At 63.7% G+C, this 13,883-nt stretch carries 16 protein-coding genes and 1 pseudogene; 10 read left to right on the top strand and 7 right to left on the bottom strand.

The window, feature by feature from the left end:
* Positions 1 to 192 precede the first annotated feature (192 nt).
* From ACFDR9_RS24395 to ACFDR9_RS24385, 3 genes are all read right to left on the bottom strand, one after another.
* Positions 193 to 690 carry a MarR family winged helix-turn-helix transcriptional regulator gene (locus ACFDR9_RS24395; protein ID WP_035788645.1) on the bottom strand — a complete coding sequence of 166 codons (498 nt, stop codon included), beginning with the start codon at positions 688 to 690 and terminating at the stop codon, positions 193 to 195.
* A 55-nt stretch (positions 691 to 745) separates the two neighbouring features.
* Complete coding sequence (locus ACFDR9_RS24390) at positions 746 to 2,179, bottom strand: efflux transporter outer membrane subunit (protein WP_409032638.1); 1,434 nt, start codon at positions 2,177 to 2,179, stop codon at positions 746 to 748.
* Positions 2,180 to 2,242: 63 nt separating this feature from the next.
* Entirely contained in the window at positions 2,243 to 2,662 is a 420-nt protein-coding gene (locus ACFDR9_RS24385; protein ID WP_409032637.1) for a DUF4148 domain-containing protein, read from the bottom strand.
* A gap of 226 nt (positions 2,663 to 2,888) precedes the next feature.
* Here ACFDR9_RS24385 and ACFDR9_RS24380 point away from each other — a divergent pair, with 226 nt between their 5' ends.
* The 4 genes and pseudogenes from ACFDR9_RS24380 to ACFDR9_RS24365 all read left to right on the top strand — a co-directional run bounded on the left by ACFDR9_RS24380 (position 2,889) and on the right by ACFDR9_RS24365 (position 4,556).
* Positions 2,889 to 3,131, top strand: a complete 243-nt coding sequence (locus ACFDR9_RS24380) for a hypothetical protein (protein WP_017876935.1) — start codon at positions 2,889 to 2,891, stop codon at positions 3,129 to 3,131.
* Positions 3,132 to 3,240: 109 nt separating this feature from the next.
* Complete coding sequence (locus ACFDR9_RS24375) at positions 3,241 to 3,543, top strand: hypothetical protein (RefSeq protein WP_017876934.1); 303 nt, start codon at positions 3,241 to 3,243, stop codon at positions 3,541 to 3,543.
* A gap of 134 nt (positions 3,544 to 3,677) precedes the next feature.
* Positions 3,678 to 3,977 (top strand): annotated as a pseudogene (locus tag ACFDR9_RS24370) (cbb3-type cytochrome c oxidase subunit I); the annotation flags it as partial.
* Positions 3,978 to 4,070: 93 nt separating this feature from the next.
* Complete coding sequence (locus tag ACFDR9_RS24365) at positions 4,071 to 4,556, top strand: DUF2244 domain-containing protein (RefSeq protein ID WP_409032636.1); 486 nt, start codon at positions 4,071 to 4,073, stop codon at positions 4,554 to 4,556.
* A 10-nt stretch (positions 4,557 to 4,566) separates the two neighbouring features.
* Here the strand turns inward: ACFDR9_RS24365 and mgrA are convergent, their stop codons facing one another.
* The 4 genes from mgrA to xseA all read right to left on the bottom strand — a co-directional run bounded on the left by mgrA (position 4,567) and on the right by xseA (position 8,019).
* Complete coding sequence (mgrA, locus tag ACFDR9_RS24360) at positions 4,567 to 5,607, bottom strand: L-glyceraldehyde 3-phosphate reductase (protein ID WP_026132928.1); 1,041 nt, start codon at positions 5,605 to 5,607, stop codon at positions 4,567 to 4,569.
* 74 nt (positions 5,608 to 5,681) lie between these two features.
* Positions 5,682 to 6,260 (bottom strand): superoxide dismutase, encoded by a 579-nt coding sequence (locus tag ACFDR9_RS24355; RefSeq protein WP_026132927.1) that lies wholly within the window; start codon positions 6,258 to 6,260, stop codon positions 5,682 to 5,684.
* Between the two features lie 142 nt (positions 6,261 to 6,402).
* The gene (locus ACFDR9_RS24350; protein ID WP_409032635.1) at positions 6,403 to 6,591 is read right to left on the bottom strand and encodes a hypothetical protein; all 189 of its coding nucleotides are present in this window, start codon (positions 6,589 to 6,591) and stop codon (positions 6,403 to 6,405) included.
* A gap of 66 nt (positions 6,592 to 6,657) precedes the next feature.
* On the bottom strand, positions 6,658 to 8,019 hold the full coding sequence (xseA, locus tag ACFDR9_RS24345; protein ID WP_017876929.1) for an exodeoxyribonuclease VII large subunit: 1,362 nt from the start codon (positions 8,017 to 8,019) through the stop codon (positions 6,658 to 6,660).
* 1,715 nt (positions 8,020 to 9,734) lie between these two features.
* On the opposite strand from xseA, the gene ACFDR9_RS24340 reads away from it, so the two are divergent.
* The 6 genes from ACFDR9_RS24340 to adk all read left to right on the top strand — a co-directional run bounded on the left by ACFDR9_RS24340 (position 9,735) and on the right by adk (position 13,728).
* A complete protein-coding gene (locus ACFDR9_RS24340) occupies positions 9,735 to 10,340 on the top strand; it encodes a MotA/TolQ/ExbB proton channel family protein (protein WP_026132926.1) in 606 nt (201 codons plus the stop codon).
* Positions 10,337 to 10,780, top strand: a complete 444-nt coding sequence (locus ACFDR9_RS24335) for a biopolymer transporter ExbD (protein WP_017876927.1) — start codon at positions 10,337 to 10,339, stop codon at positions 10,778 to 10,780. The genes ACFDR9_RS24340 and ACFDR9_RS24335 overlap by 4 nt, the downstream gene beginning before the upstream one ends.
* A gap of 73 nt (positions 10,781 to 10,853) precedes the next feature.
* Complete coding sequence (gene lpxK, locus ACFDR9_RS24330; RefSeq protein WP_017876926.1) at positions 10,854 to 11,936, top strand: tetraacyldisaccharide 4'-kinase; 1,083 nt, start codon at positions 10,854 to 10,856, stop codon at positions 11,934 to 11,936.
* Positions 11,917 to 12,093 (top strand): Trm112 family protein, encoded by a 177-nt coding sequence (locus tag ACFDR9_RS24325; protein ID WP_017876925.1) that lies wholly within the window; start codon positions 11,917 to 11,919, stop codon positions 12,091 to 12,093. The genes lpxK and ACFDR9_RS24325 overlap by 20 nt, the downstream gene beginning before the upstream one ends.
* Before the next feature lie 13 nt (positions 12,094 to 12,106).
* Positions 12,107 to 12,859, top strand: a complete 753-nt coding sequence (gene kdsB, locus ACFDR9_RS24320) for a 3-deoxy-manno-octulosonate cytidylyltransferase (protein WP_017876924.1) — start codon at positions 12,107 to 12,109, stop codon at positions 12,857 to 12,859.
* Positions 12,860 to 13,071: 212 nt separating this feature from the next.
* On the top strand, positions 13,072 to 13,728 hold the full coding sequence (gene adk, locus ACFDR9_RS24315) for an adenylate kinase (RefSeq protein ID WP_026132925.1): 657 nt from the start codon (positions 13,072 to 13,074) through the stop codon (positions 13,726 to 13,728).
* Positions 13,729 to 13,883: the final 155 nt, after the last annotated feature.

Raw genomic sequence — 13,883 nt, 5'->3', positions numbered from 1 at the left:
CCCCCCCCCCCCCCCCCCCCCCCCCCCCCCCCCCCCCCCCCCCCCCCCCCCCCCCCCCCCCCCCCCCCCCCCCCCCCCCCCCCCCCCCCCCCCCGACTGGGGGCAAGGAAGAGGGAAGCGGTGGCATGGAACTCCGTGGGTCGGGTGGGCGAAAGCGCAACCCGACTACGCCGGCGTGCCCGCGGGGTCGGATTACGTGATGTTGTTCAGGTTGCGCAACTGGCGCGCAAACATGTTTTCCAGCTGTTGCAATTCCTCGGCGGTGAAGCCGTCGTACGTCTGCGTGGTCTTGCCGCACACCTGCGGCAGGATTTCCTCGACCAGGGCGCGGCCGCTGTCGGTCAGCGTAATCATTACCGAGCGGCGGTCGCCCGGGCGCGCGCCGCGGTGGATCAGGCCGCGTTCTTCCAGGTCGTTGCACACGCGCGTCAGGTTGGCCGGCTTTTCGTGGCAGGCCATGCCCAGCGTGCAGGCGTTCGACGATTCGTCGTCGGTGCCGTACAGCACCGCCAGCACCATGTAACTGGCGTCGACCAGGTCGTATTTCCTCAAGGCCGCGTTGGTCAGATCCTTGATACCTTTTTGAATGTGGTAGGTCATGCGGATCAAGCGCACCAGTTCGAGCGGAAACTCCGGCATCCGCGTGCGGATGTTGTGCAGCCGCTTGTAGGTGGCGTCAAAAGCGGTCATCGCGAACTCCTCAAACAAAGAAAGGCTAGATTGTATATCGTGGCGTTTGCGCCGCTTAGGGCAAGGCGCCGAATCCCCCTCCCAGCGCCGCCATCAGGCTGACATAACTGTCCAGTTGGCGCGCGCCGATTTGCGCCGTTTGCTGCTGTTCGGCGAGCAGCGCCAGTTCGCTGTTGAGCAGGTTGACCGCGTCGCTCAGGCCGGCGCGGTAGGCTTTCCCGGCCAAGTCGCTGGCCCTGCCGGCCGTGGCCAGCGCGTCGGCGCCCAGGCGTTGCTGCCGTTGCAGCGACTGCGCGTTGGCGACCGCGTTGGCGACGTCGGCCAGCGCCGCCACCACGCTGGCGTTGTATTGGGCGACGGCGGCGTCGTAGAGTGCGTCCTGGTTGCCAAGCTGGGCGCGCAGCCGGGCGCCGGCAAACAAGGGCAGGCTGAGCGCCGGCGCGACGCCGCCCGTGGCCGCGCCGGCTTCGAGGAAGTGGGCGAAGCCGAACGATTGCAGGCCGGCGAAGGCGAGCAGGTTCAGGTTCGGGTAAAAATCGGCCTTGGCCACCGCGATCCGCTTGGCCGCCGCCTGCACCCGCCAGCGCTGCGCGGCGATGTCCGGGCGCCGTCCGATCAGCTCGGCCGGCAGAGCGCCCGGCAGGGCCGGCGGGCGGTCCAGCCGCAAGGCCGGCCGGCGCAGCGCCGCGCCGTCGGCCGGGCCCTTGCCGGCCAGCGCCGCCAACTGGTTGCGCAGCAGCGCGATAGTGTGCGCCGCCTGTTCCAGCTCGCGCCGGCCGGCCGGCAGGGTGGCCTCGATTTGCGCGACGTCGACCTCGGTGCCCAGGCCGGCCTGGCGGCGCCGGCGCGCGATATCCAGGATGCGCTCGCGCCGCGCCAGGGCGGCGCGGATGAAATCCTGGCGCTCGAACTCGAACGATAGCTGGACGTAGTTGCCGGCCACGGCCGTTTGCAGTGCCAGGCGCGCCATCTGCGACTCCGCCGCCGCCAGTTGCACCTCGTCGAGCGCGGCCGCCAAAGCCTGGCGGTTGCGGCCCCACACATCCAGGTCGTAGGACAGCGACAGCGTGGCCTGGTTGCGCCAGGCGTAGTTGCCGGCGAGCGGAGCGGGCGCGCTGCCGTGCTCGGAATACCGTTCGCGGTTCAGCGCTACGCTGGCGTCCGCCTTCGGCCCGGTATGGTCGTCGGCCAGGCCGGCCAGCGCGCGCGCCTGGCGCACCCGCGCTTGCGCCGCGTGCAGCGTCGGGTTGTCGGCCAGCGCCACCGCTAGTAATTGGTTCAACTGCGGGTCGTGCAAGTCCTGCCACCAAGCTTGGCTGGGCCACTCGATTGCGCCCTGGGCGGTGGCGATGGCCGCGCCGGCGTCCAAGGTGTTGGCGTCGAGCAGCGGCGCACGCGGTGTCATCCGGCCCATGCCGGCGCAGGCGCTCAGGGCCAGCAGTAGGCTGGCGGCGCTCAGGGTGCGTAACAGGGGCGGGACGGATGGCATGGGCGTGGCGCTCGTTTCGATGCTCTTGGTTGGCGGACTGGCTTAGCGAACTTGTTGCGGCACTTAGTGCGTCGAAGGCGACGCGTTCCGGGTGGCGTGCGCCACGTCGAAGTAGACTTCCGACGTCGGCATTTCACCGTTCTTGCGCGCTTCCACCAGTTCGGCGACGACCTGCGCGCGGGTGAGCGTGCTGACGAAGGCCGGCGTGCGCGGGTAGTCGGTGTCGTTGGTCGAGATTTCGCCGGCGGCGCGGGCGCGCACGTATTCGGCGGTGACTTCGGCGCGGCTCAGGGTGCTGGCGCTGTCCGGCATTTTGGGATAGTCGACCTCGCTGGTCGAGAGTTCACCGGCGTCACGGGCGCGGATGAATTCGGCGCTCACTTCGGCGCGGGTCACGCCGGCGCTTGGCGCGGGCGCCTGGGCGAAGGCGGCGCCGGTGGCGGCGAGGGTCAGCAGGGCGGCGATCAATTGTTTTGCGTTCATGGTAATTCTCCAGAAAGGGTAAGAAATTTGTTTATCTGGGTACACTATAACAATGAATAGTACATTTGTGAAGTAATTTATCGACGAGTTCGATTGACGGAGATGAAAGGCGCTGCCGCAGGGACGCTGATGGGCGGAACCCGAAGACCCTCTGGCCGGACCGGGTGCTCGGGCGCGGGCACGGCACAGGCGCCCGCCCGGTCTGGCGCAACGGCGTCGGACCGGCTTGGCGGCGGGAACCAAGGTCGACACCGACGAGGGCATGGCGGGCGGAACGGCCGGTCCCGATGTTGGCGACGCCGACCTCGATAGCGACACCGATTCCGGCGGTACCGGCGAGTGCGCCGCCGCCGGCCGCGACGCGGCGGCGGACGGCGCCGACATCGACGTCGACCACATTGAAACCATCCCGCCCGAACCGGACGACAGCGAAGGGCGCCGTGCCGGCCATCGTCCCGGCGTGCGATAGCTTGAACCAGCGCGGCAACTGCCCGATTAACGCGGCGACATGGAGCGCCACGGGTAAAATAGGCGTACAAGGCAATCAAGCCTGCACACCAATCGAAGGCAAGCGCGATATGAAGGAAAAAGAAGAAGGCGTCATGGCAATGTACCGCGACTCGCTGCCGCCGGATTACGTCGAGGAAGTCGATACCACCAATTACTTCGGCTGGACCTTGCTGAGCGTGGCGCTGGGACTGCTTGCCTGGTTGCTGATTTCACTGAGCAACGCGGAAAACCAGCGCAACGCCCTGATGACGAAGGCGTGCCAAGACCCGGTGTTTGCGGCCGAAATAGACCGCAAGTGCCTGGCCATGGTCAGCACCCGCGACCACTGGTGGCAGCACGTCTATTACGCCGCCACGCACCTGCGGCCGTAATTGCGGCGCCAGGCGGCCGCGGCCCGCGATTGATCGGCGTCAAAGCGCGCACCGTTCGGTGCGTGCCGCGGTCCCGGCGGCGCTATAGTCAAACCTCCATCGCTCGGTCGCCAAGACCGATTTCGGGAGAGGGAATGGACAATACAGGCGCGGATCTGGTTCGCGAACAGGACCACGACCGTCACGAACACGGCCACCCTGCCGGTTGGCGCCGTTGGCTGTATGCGACCAACCACAAGGATATCGGCACGCTGCACCTGTGGTGTTCCCTGATCATGTTCATCGTCGGCGGGGTGCTGGCCTTGCCGATCCGCGCCGAACTGTTCCAGCCGGGGCTGCAGTTCTCCTATCCCCAGCTATACAACCAGTTCGTGACGATGCACGGCCTGATCATGATTTTCGGCGCCATCGTGCCGGCCTTCGTCGGCTTCGCGATAGGCGGCTTTTCCGGCTTGATCCTGGCGGTCGTGCCGATCGTGAAATAAAGGGCACGGCGATTGGTTCGCCACCATCCGGGGGAGGCGTGCATGCCGCGCGACGTATCGAACAATAACCATGAATGGCTGCTCAGGCGGCATTTTTCGCTGGCCCCGCGCCAACTGGCGCTGGCCTACGGCGTATTGTTCCTGCCGTCGTTCTGCGTCGCCGGCGCGTTTGCCTGGTTCGGCCTGTGGTGGGTGCCGCTGTTTTCAACGCTGGAGTTGGGCGCCGTCGCGCTGGCCATGCGCTATTACGCGCGCCACACGGCCGACTACGAGCACATCGCGCTGGCCGAAGGCTGCCTGCTGGTCGGGCAGATGCGCGCCGGGCGGCTGCGGCAGACCCGGCTCGACCCTTACTCGACCCGTATCGGCCTGCCGCCGCTGCGCGGCGGCGGCCTGATCCGGCTGGAGGCGCGGGGCGTCGCGGTCGAAGTCGGGCGCTTCGCCACGGCGGCGCAGCGGCGCCGGGTGGCGCGGGAGCTAAGCCAGTTGTTGCCGGGTCCGCGCATGGATTTCCGCGGCCCGGTTTAGCCCGCGGGGTTCAAGCCGACCGCGACGATTCTTCCCACAGGTTGATATCGCCATTCGTGGCCTTGTCGTCGATGGCGCGCAACTCCTGCGCCGTGAACGTCAGTTGCCGCAGCGCCGCCACGTTCTCGCGGATCTGCGCGCTGCTGCTGGCGCCGATCAAGGTCGAGGTCACGCGCGGGTCGCGCAACACCCAGGCCAGCGCCATCTGCGCCAGCGTCTGGCCGCGCGCCTTGGCGATCTCGTTCAACGCGCGCACGCGGGCCAGGTTGTCCGCGCTCAGATGCTCCCGCAGCAGCGAGCCGCCGCCGGGACGGTTGATGCGCGCGTCCTGCGGCACGCCGTTCAGGTACTTATCGCTCAGCAAGCCCTGCGCCAGCGCGGTGAAGGTGATGCAACCCATGCCTTGCCGCTCCAACGTGTCGAGCAGTCCGTCGTCCTCGATCCAGCGGTTGAGCATATTGTAGGACGGCTGGTGGATCAGGCAGGGCACCTTCCACTCCTTGAGCAACAGCGCCGCCTCGGCCGTTTTCTCCGGCGAGTACGAGGACACGCCGACATATAGCGCCTTGCCCTGCTGCACGGCGGTGGCCAGCGCGCCCATGGTTTCCTCTAGCGGCGTGTCCGGGTCGAAGCGGTGCGAATAGAAAATGTCGACGTAATCGAGGCCCATGCGCTTCAAACTCTGGTCCAGGCTGGCCAGCACGTACTTGCGCGAGCCGCCGCCCTGGCCGTAGGGGCCGGGCCACATGTCCCAGCCGGCCTTGGTCGAAATGATCAGCTCGTCGCGGTAGGGCAGGAAGTCTTCCTTGAACAGGTGGCCGAAATTGGTTTCGGCGCTGCCGTACGGCGGGCCGTAATTGTTGGCCAGGTCGAAATGCGTGATGCCCAGGTCGAAGGCGGTGCGCAGCATGTCGCGCTGCGAGGCCAGGTGGTTGCTGTCGCCGAAGTTGTGCCACAGGCCCAGCGACAGCAGCGGCAGCTTCAGGCCGCTGCGTCCGCACGTGCGGTATTGCATAGTCTCGTAACGGGATTCCGATGCGTGGTAAGTCATGGCGGCTCCTTGCGTGCGCTTGAAAAAAAATCCGCCGCGGCGGATTTTTTCATGTTGCCGGAAAACTGGCGCGATTAAGCGAAGTTTTTGGCAACGAATTCCCAGTTAACCAGGCCAAAGAATGTTTCCACATACTTGGCGCGCAGGTTGCGGTAGTCGATGTAGTAAGCGTGTTCCCAGACGTCGCAGGTCAGCAGCGGCTTGTCGCCGGCGGTCAAAGGGCAGCCTGCGTTCGAGGTGTTGACGATCTCGACCGAGCCGTCGGCCTTTTGCACCAGCCAGGTCCAGCCGGAACCAAAGTTGCCCAGGCAGGATTTGGTGAATTCTTCCTTGAATTTTTCGAACGACGTGAATTTCGCGTTGATCGCGTCGGCCACCGCGCCGGTAGGAGCGCCGCCGCCGTTAGGCTTCATGCCGTTCCAGTAGAAGGTGTGGTTCCACACCTGGGCCGCGTTGTTGAAGATGCCGCCGGACGATTTCTTGACGATCTCTTCCAGGGACAGGTTCTCGAACTCGGTGCCCTTGATCAGGTTGTTCAGGTTGGTGACATATGTTTGGTGATGCTTGGCGTAGTGGTATTCCAGCGTCTCTTTCGAGATGTGCGGCGCCAGAGCGTCCATTTCATACGGCAGTGGTGGCAGAGTATGTTCCATGTGTGTCCCTTTGTGGTTGAGTGTGCAAACTAGTATGCAAGGTATTTTTTGCTGAAACGACCACCATTGTAAAGCGGATGCGCGAACGCTGCATACCGGCGTCGTGATAGGTGGCGCGGCACTGAACCGGCGCGGCGCCGCCTCAGCGCAGCCGGCGGGCACGCTCGCCGTTAATCAGGCGCAACAGCGCATTGGTGGCGATGCGGCCGATGTCGTACAGCGGCTGGCGACGCAATCGATTTACGGCGCCTTCTACAATGCTCCGCGCACCGCCGGTGCCCGGGTTTCGGTCAAGTTCTGATCGTGATGTGACTGCGAGCGCCATGGCCATGGTGCCCGGCGTTCCTGACCGTAGCGGGGGGGGGGGGCGGTCGGGATGTTTCGCGTTTACCCCAACTTATTCGAGGCTTGCCTGCACGCTGGCGATGCCGATTTCGGCGCTGCCCTCGGCCAGCCGCACGCCGATGTTCTGGCGCGCCTTCAGCTGCGACGGCGAGCGCAAAATCAGGCCTTTTTCGTCCGTCAAAATAGCGTAGCCGCGCTCCAGCGTGCGCTGCGGATTCAACAGTTCCAGCTGCGCCGCCAGGCCGCCCAGCGCGTGGCGCCGCTGCGCCAGCCGGTTGGCCATGCCGATCTCGCCGCGGTGGCGGTAGCTTTGCAGCGTGGCGCGCAGCGCCGTCACGTCGGGCCGGTAGCCGGACCAGCGCGCGCCCAGACGGTCCAGCGCGAAGCGCGACTGGTTCAGCGGCGCGCGCGTGGCGTGCGTCATCGCCGTCGCCAGCGCCAGCAGCTTCAGGCGTTGCTGGTCGATCTGCGCCGACGGGTTCAGCAACCGGCGGCTGTAGTTGTCCAGCGTTTGCGCCGCCTCGTCGACGCCGCGGCGCATGGCGCGGCGCAGGTCGGTGGCGTCGGCCTTGAGCGAAGCCATCCAGTCGGCGCGCGGCGTCACCGCCAGTTCCGCCGCCGCCGTCGGCGTGGCCGCGCGCAGGTCGGCGGCGAAGTCGGCGATGGTGAAGTCGGTTTCGTGGCCGACGCCGCAGATCACCGGCATCGAGCAGGCCGCGATGGCGTGCGCCACGCCCTCGTCGTTGAACGACCACAGGTCTTCAATGCTGCCGCCGCCGCGGCACACTAGCAGCACGTCGCATTCGGCGCGGCGCGAGGCGGTGTGGATCGCCTGGGCGATTTTTTCGGGCGCCAGCTGGCCCTGCACCGGGGTCGGGTACAAAATAATGTGGACATGCGGCGCGCGCCGCTTCAACGCCGTCAGGATATCGCGCAGCGCCGCCGCCTGCGGGCTGGTGACGATGCCGATGGTCTTGGCGAACATCGGAATGCCGCGTTTGCGCTCGGGGTCGAACAGGCCCTGGGCGTTGAGTTTTTCCTTCAGGCGCAGGAAGGCTTCATACAGCGCGCCGACGCCGGCGCGGCGGATCGCTTCCACGTTGATCTGGTAGTCGCCGCGGGCGCCGTACAGCGTCACCAGCGCGCGTACCTCGACCTTGTCGCCTTCGCGCGGCGTGAAGCCGGCGAACTGCGAGCGGCCGCGGAACATCACCGCGCGCACCTGGGCGGCGTCGTCCTTGAGCGTAAAGTACCAATGGCCGGAACTGGCGCGGGTGAAGTTGGAAATCTCGCCGGCGATCCAGGTCAGCGGAAACGAGCGTTCCAGCAGCCGCGCGACCGCCTGGTTCAGGGCCGTGACGGTGATTGCCGGCGGTGGGGAGAAGCTGCTGTCGGGGGAATTGTCGGTATTCATGGGCGCTTAAAGAAGAACTGTCCACATATTTTTCGGAAGGTCATGCTTATGTCATATTTCATGTGAAACGACAAGTTTAATTTGTAAGTACATGATTATTATATGAAAAATTCTCTGCCTTATTTGACGGCAAGATGAAAAAGTCCTTATATATCAAGCACATCACGGTTGTGGCGGGTACTTACGCACAAAGTTATCCACAGAATATGTGAGGAACTATCGCGGCGCCGCAGCGCTATTTTATCCTGCGGCAAGCTGGTTTGCCGCCGTGTTTGCAGCGTGCCTGGCGGTATGGGAATGTCCCTGCCGCATTTTTGCGCAGAATAAAAAGGACGTTCAAAATCAATTACTTAGGTGATTGTATCGATCCTTGCTAACAATCTTATCCACAGAAGGTGTGCAGAACTCGCTTGGCACCCTGCGGATGAGCGGAACGCTGCTTGAAAAACAATTAAAAAGAACGCTGTTGCCTCGTTTAACTGTCCAGTCCCCGCTAACGTGACGGTTTTGTTCCGTATGCCGATTTTTTACGCAAGGCAAAAAAACCCTTTGATATCAACGGGGTTGAGCAGTGTCAACTACCTTGCTAACAATCTTATCCACAGAACTTGTGCAGAAGTGGGCGCGCGGCGCGGCGTGCGGTCATGCCTGGGCTGAAGCCCCGCTTCCACCGGCAAGGTGTCAGCCAATGTTATCCACCTGCCATATTTTTGTGCAGAAAGAAAATGTCCTTTAAAATCAAGGGACTTGATGAGTGTCAAAGACCTTGCTAACAATCTTATCCACAAAAGATGTGAGGAACTGTTGCCGGATAGTGCAGCCGACGGGAATTGCGCATTTTCCTCCTGGGAGCATGCCATGGGGACAACAATTATTGGTGCAAAATGCCTCTATTTGAAGATCTGCGAGATTTTTACGCACACGGAAAAAATCCTTATAAATCAAGGCACTTAAGGCGAGTCAATGGGCTTGCTAACAATCTTGTCCACAGAAAAGGTGTAGAACTCATGCGCCCGCCCGGCTGGACGTTTTTGGCTCGACGTAGCTTATTTGGGTACAACAGCAAGCTTGTGCTCTTTGCTGAGTGGAAACTGTTTAGCTAAATGGGTTGCCGGGGCCTTGAATGATCCGCCGTTCCTCTCGGCACCCCCTTCGCCGCGCCTATTTGCTGTGCAAGAAAGTAATCTGGAGGGCATGCGAACGACCGTGCCATATTTTTACGCATGATAAGAATATTGATGTAAAACAAAGCCTTAGATGCTGTTGGGGTGGCTTGCCAACAATCTTATCCACAGAAGATGTGCAGAAGTCGTGTAAGTGAACTGTTTAGTCTGTTTGCACGCGCCGTTAGCCTGACATTGGCACTTCAGGGCGGCTGTCCTGGTATCTGCTGTTTTTTTACTCAGAGGGAAAATGTCCTTTTAAATCAATGGTGTTGGCTATTGTTAATTCGCTTGCTAACAATCTTATCCACAGAAGATGTGCAGAACTGTTGGGGGAGCTGGCACCGAAAATTTGGCACGAGCAACGGCGCGCACCTCGGCGTCGGACCCGCGCCGGCCCGCTGAGGTAACGCGTTGCCGTCTGACCTTGCCGGCGCCGGTGCAACGCGTTACATTGCGCCATTCGGCTTGCCTGTGCGTACAATAGGCGTTTCGCTTCGGCCGCGCCGACTTCGCGGTTTTTTGCGGCCTTCATTTATTCAGGAGTTCGTTTTGTTCGCTATTTTTCAAGCTGCTGGCTGGCCTATCTGGCCGTTGTTGATTGCCTCTATCGTTGCCGTGGCGTTGATTGTGGAGCGCTTGCTGTATTTGCGCCGGAGTAAAATTTTGCCGCGCAAGCTGCTTGATGAAGTGGTCAAGGTGTATCGCGGCGGCACCATTACCGCCGATACGATTGAAAAGTTGGAACAGAATTCCCCGCTCGGCGCGGTGCTCGCCGCGGCGCTGCGCAACGTCGATTCGCCGCGCGAGGTGATGAAGGAGTCGATCGAGGAGGCCGGCAACGGCATCGCCCACACGCTCGAACGTTTCCTCACCACACTGGGTACGATCGCCTCGCTGGCGCCGCTGATGGGCCTGTTCGGCACGGTGGTCGGCATGATCGAGATTTTCGGCTCGCAAAACGCCACCGGGGCGAATCCAACCCAGTTGGCGCACGGTATTTCGGTGGCCCTGTACAACACCGGCTTCGGCTTGGCGATCGCCATGCCGACGCTGGTGTTTTACCGCCATTTCCGCGCCCTGGTCGACGGCTTCGTCATTGAGATGGAGCAGCAGGCGGTCAAGTTCGTCGATGTCGTCCACAGCGCGCGCAAATGAATTTTCGTAAAGGAAAGGGGCGCGAGGACCCCGAAATCAATCTGATCCCCTTTATCGACGTGCTGTTGGTAATCCTGATCTTTTTGATGGTCACGACCACCTATAGCAAATTCACCGAGCTGCAGATTACCTTGCCGACGGCCGACGCCAACAAGGCGCTCGAGAAGCCGGGCGAGATCAACGTGACGGTCGACGCCAAGGGCAATTACACGGTCAACAACGTGGCGGTGTCGTTCCGCGACGTCGCCGGCCTGGCTGACTCCCTGCGCGAGGCCGCGCTGGAGGCCAACAAGGGCCAGCCACCGGCGCAGACGCCGGTGGTGGTGGTCAACGCCGACCAGTTCGCGATGCACCAGATGGTCATCAACGTGATGGAGGCCGCGCGCCTGGCCGGCTACGAGAAGCTGACGTTCGCGGCGCAAGCCGGCGGCAAGAAGTAAGCCGGGCGCCAAGCCAGCCTGTCATCCAACCCGGGGCGCGCCAAGCCGCGCGCCCGTTCCCATTCGCCATCGCATGTCCATTTCCGACCCGCTCGTTTCCCCCGTCCCGCCGCAGCCGTCCAGCCTGGAGGCGACGCTGAGCCGCGCCTGGCTGCGCCGCGGCCCGCTGGCCTGCGCGCTGTGGCCGCTGTCGCTGTTGTTCGGCGCGCTCAGCGCCGGCCGCGCCGCGCTGTACCGCAGCGGCAGGCTGAAGTCGACGCGGCTGCCGGTGCCGGTGGTGGTGGTCGGCAATATCTTCATCGGCGGCACCGGCAAGACGCCGCTGACGATCTGGCTGGTGCAGGCGCTGCGCGAGCAGGGCATGACGCCGGGCGTGGTGTCGCGCGGGCACGGCGGCAAGGACAGCCTGCCGCGCCTAGTGACGGCCGAGTCGCGCGCGCGCGACGTCGGCGACGAGCCGCTGTTAATCGCCGGGCACGGCCGCTGCCCGGTGGTGGTCGGGCGCGACCGCGCGGCGGCGGGCAGGGCGCTGCTGGCGGCCCACCCCGAGGTCGACGTGTTGATCACCGACGACGGCCTGCAGCATTACGCCTTGCAGCGCGATGTGGAAATCGTCTTGTTCGACGGCCGCGGCGTCGGTAACGGCTGGCTGCTGCCGGCCGGCCCGCTGCGCGAGCCGGCCACGCGCCGGCGCGACTTCACCGTGGTCAACGCGGCGCAACTGCCGGCCGCCTTGCGCGCGGCCGTGGGCGGGGCGCAGGCGGCGGCGGTCCAGATGCACCTGGGCGGCGACTATGCCGAACGCCTGGTCAACCGCGCCGAGCGCTTGCCGTTGACGCTGCTGGCCGGTGAAGGGCGGCGCATTGCCGCCGCCGCCGGAATCGGCCATCCCGAGCGCTTTTTCAGCATGCTCGAAGCCAAGGGCTTGCGCTTCGCCCGGCTGCCCTTGCCGGATCACCATGACTTCCTCGACCGGCCCTTCGACGCCGTCGACGCCGATCTGATCTTGATCACGGAGAAGGATGCAGTAAAATGTGCGCAAATTGAACATCTCAAAGACGACCCGAGACTGTGGGTCGTCCCGGTCACGGCGCGCATCGACGCCGCCCTGGCCCAACACATTGTGGAGAAATGTCGTGGACACTCGACTGCTTGATATCCTGGTCTGCCCCGTATGCAAGGGCCCGCTCGAACACGACAAGAAGGCCCAGGAGCTGATCTGCCGCGCCGACCGGCTTGCCTATCCGATCCGCGACGGCATTCCGATCATGTGGGCCGACCAGGCCCGCACGCTGCAAGACGCGCTCGAATAAGCGCGGCGGCGACATGGCTTTCATCGTCATTATCCCAGCCCGCCTGGCATCGACCCGCCTGCCGAACAAGCCGCTGGCCGACCTCGGCGGCAAGCCGATGGTGGTGCGCGTGGCCGAGCGCGCCGGCGCCGCCGGCGCCGCCCGCGTCATCGTCGCCACCGACCACGAGGACATCCGCGCCGCCTGCGCGGCGCACGGCGTCGAGGTGTGCATGACGCGCGCCGACCATCCGTCCGGCACCGACCGCATCGCCGAGGTGGCGCGCGCGCTGCAACTGCCGCCCGACGCGGTGGTGGTCAACCTGCAGGGCGACGAGCCGCTGATCGACCCGGCGCTGCTGGCCGCCACCGCCGCGCTGATCAGCGCGACGGTGCCGATGGCCACCTGCGCCCATCCGCTGCACCAGGCCGCCGACGTGTTCAACCCGAACGTCGTCAAGGTGGTGCTCGACAAGGCCGGGCGCGCGCTGATGTTTTCGCGCGCGGCGATGCCGTGGCACCGCGACGGCTTCGCCCGCTCGAGGGCCGCGCTGCCCGACGGCTACGCGGCGCTGCGCCACATCGGGCTGTACGCCTACAGCAACGCCTTCCTGCAAGCCTATCCGCAGCTGGAGGTGGCGCCGCTGGAGGCGGTCGAGGCGCTGGAACAGTTGCGCGTGCTGTGGCACGGTTATCCGATCGCCGTGCACGTGACGGCGTCGGCGCCGGCGGCCGGCGTCGACACGCCGGAAGACCTGGCGCGGGTGCGACTGCATTTCGCCGCTTGACGGGCGTTTTGTGCAAACGCAGCAAATACCGCTGTTGTGCGCCGGAAAAGACGTTAATGGCTGCGTTTGATCAATCTGACCATGGCAAATCGTCCACAAAGTGGCGTTCTACGCGACTTTTGTGGTAAGTTTCGTAGGAACATAGTCAGACCAGCATCGTCTTCGCAATTTTCAACCTCCACCATATCCATATCTGTTTTTAGGAATTTTTCATGCGTCTTATTCTTTTAGGAGCACCCGGTGCCGGCAAGGGTACCCAAGCTACTTTCATCAAAGAAAAATACAACATCCCGCAAATCTCCACCGGCGACATGTTGCGCGCGGCCATCAAGGCGGGCACGGAACTGGGAATCGCCGCCAAGAAGATCATGGATGCGGGCGGACTGGTGTCGGACGACATCATGATCGGCCTCGTGAAAGACCGCCTGCAAGACAGCGATTGCCAGAACGGCTATCTGTTCGACGGCTTCCCGCGCACCGTCGCGCAAGCCGACGCGATGAAGGATTCCGGCATCGACGTCGACTACGTGCTGGAAATCGCCGTGCCCGACGAGTCGATCGTCGAGCGCATGGACGGGCGCCGCACCCACCCGGCTTCGGGCCGCACCTACCACGTCAAGTTCAATCCGCCAAAAGTGGAGGGCGTCGACGACGTCACCGGCGAGGCGCTGATCCAGCGCGACGACGACAAGGCTGAAACGGTCAAGAAACGCCTGGAAGTGTTCCACAACCAGACCGAAGTGCTGCTCGGCTATTACAACGACTGGGCCAAGTCCGGCACCCCGGGCGCGCCGAAATACCGCCGCATCTCCGGCGTCGGTCCGGTCGAACAAATCCGCGACAGTGCGTTTGCCGCGCTGGCCGAATAAGCTTCAAACGAGAGCGGACCGAGTGTCCGCTTTTTTGCGCCCAATGAGTTAGCGCGATTATCGTAGATACTATGAATGAAGGCGGGTCGGCAAAAGACGCAAATTAATCCTAAAGTGAAGGTTCGAAGAATCAACTTAGGAGAAAATCATGCAAC

It is taken from the genome of Janthinobacterium sp. CG_23.3 (assembly GCF_046115965.1).
Classification (GTDB): domain Bacteria; phylum Pseudomonadota; class Gammaproteobacteria; order Burkholderiales; family Burkholderiaceae_D; genus Janthinobacterium.
This window is presented reverse-complemented; position numbering and strand designations above follow the sequence as displayed.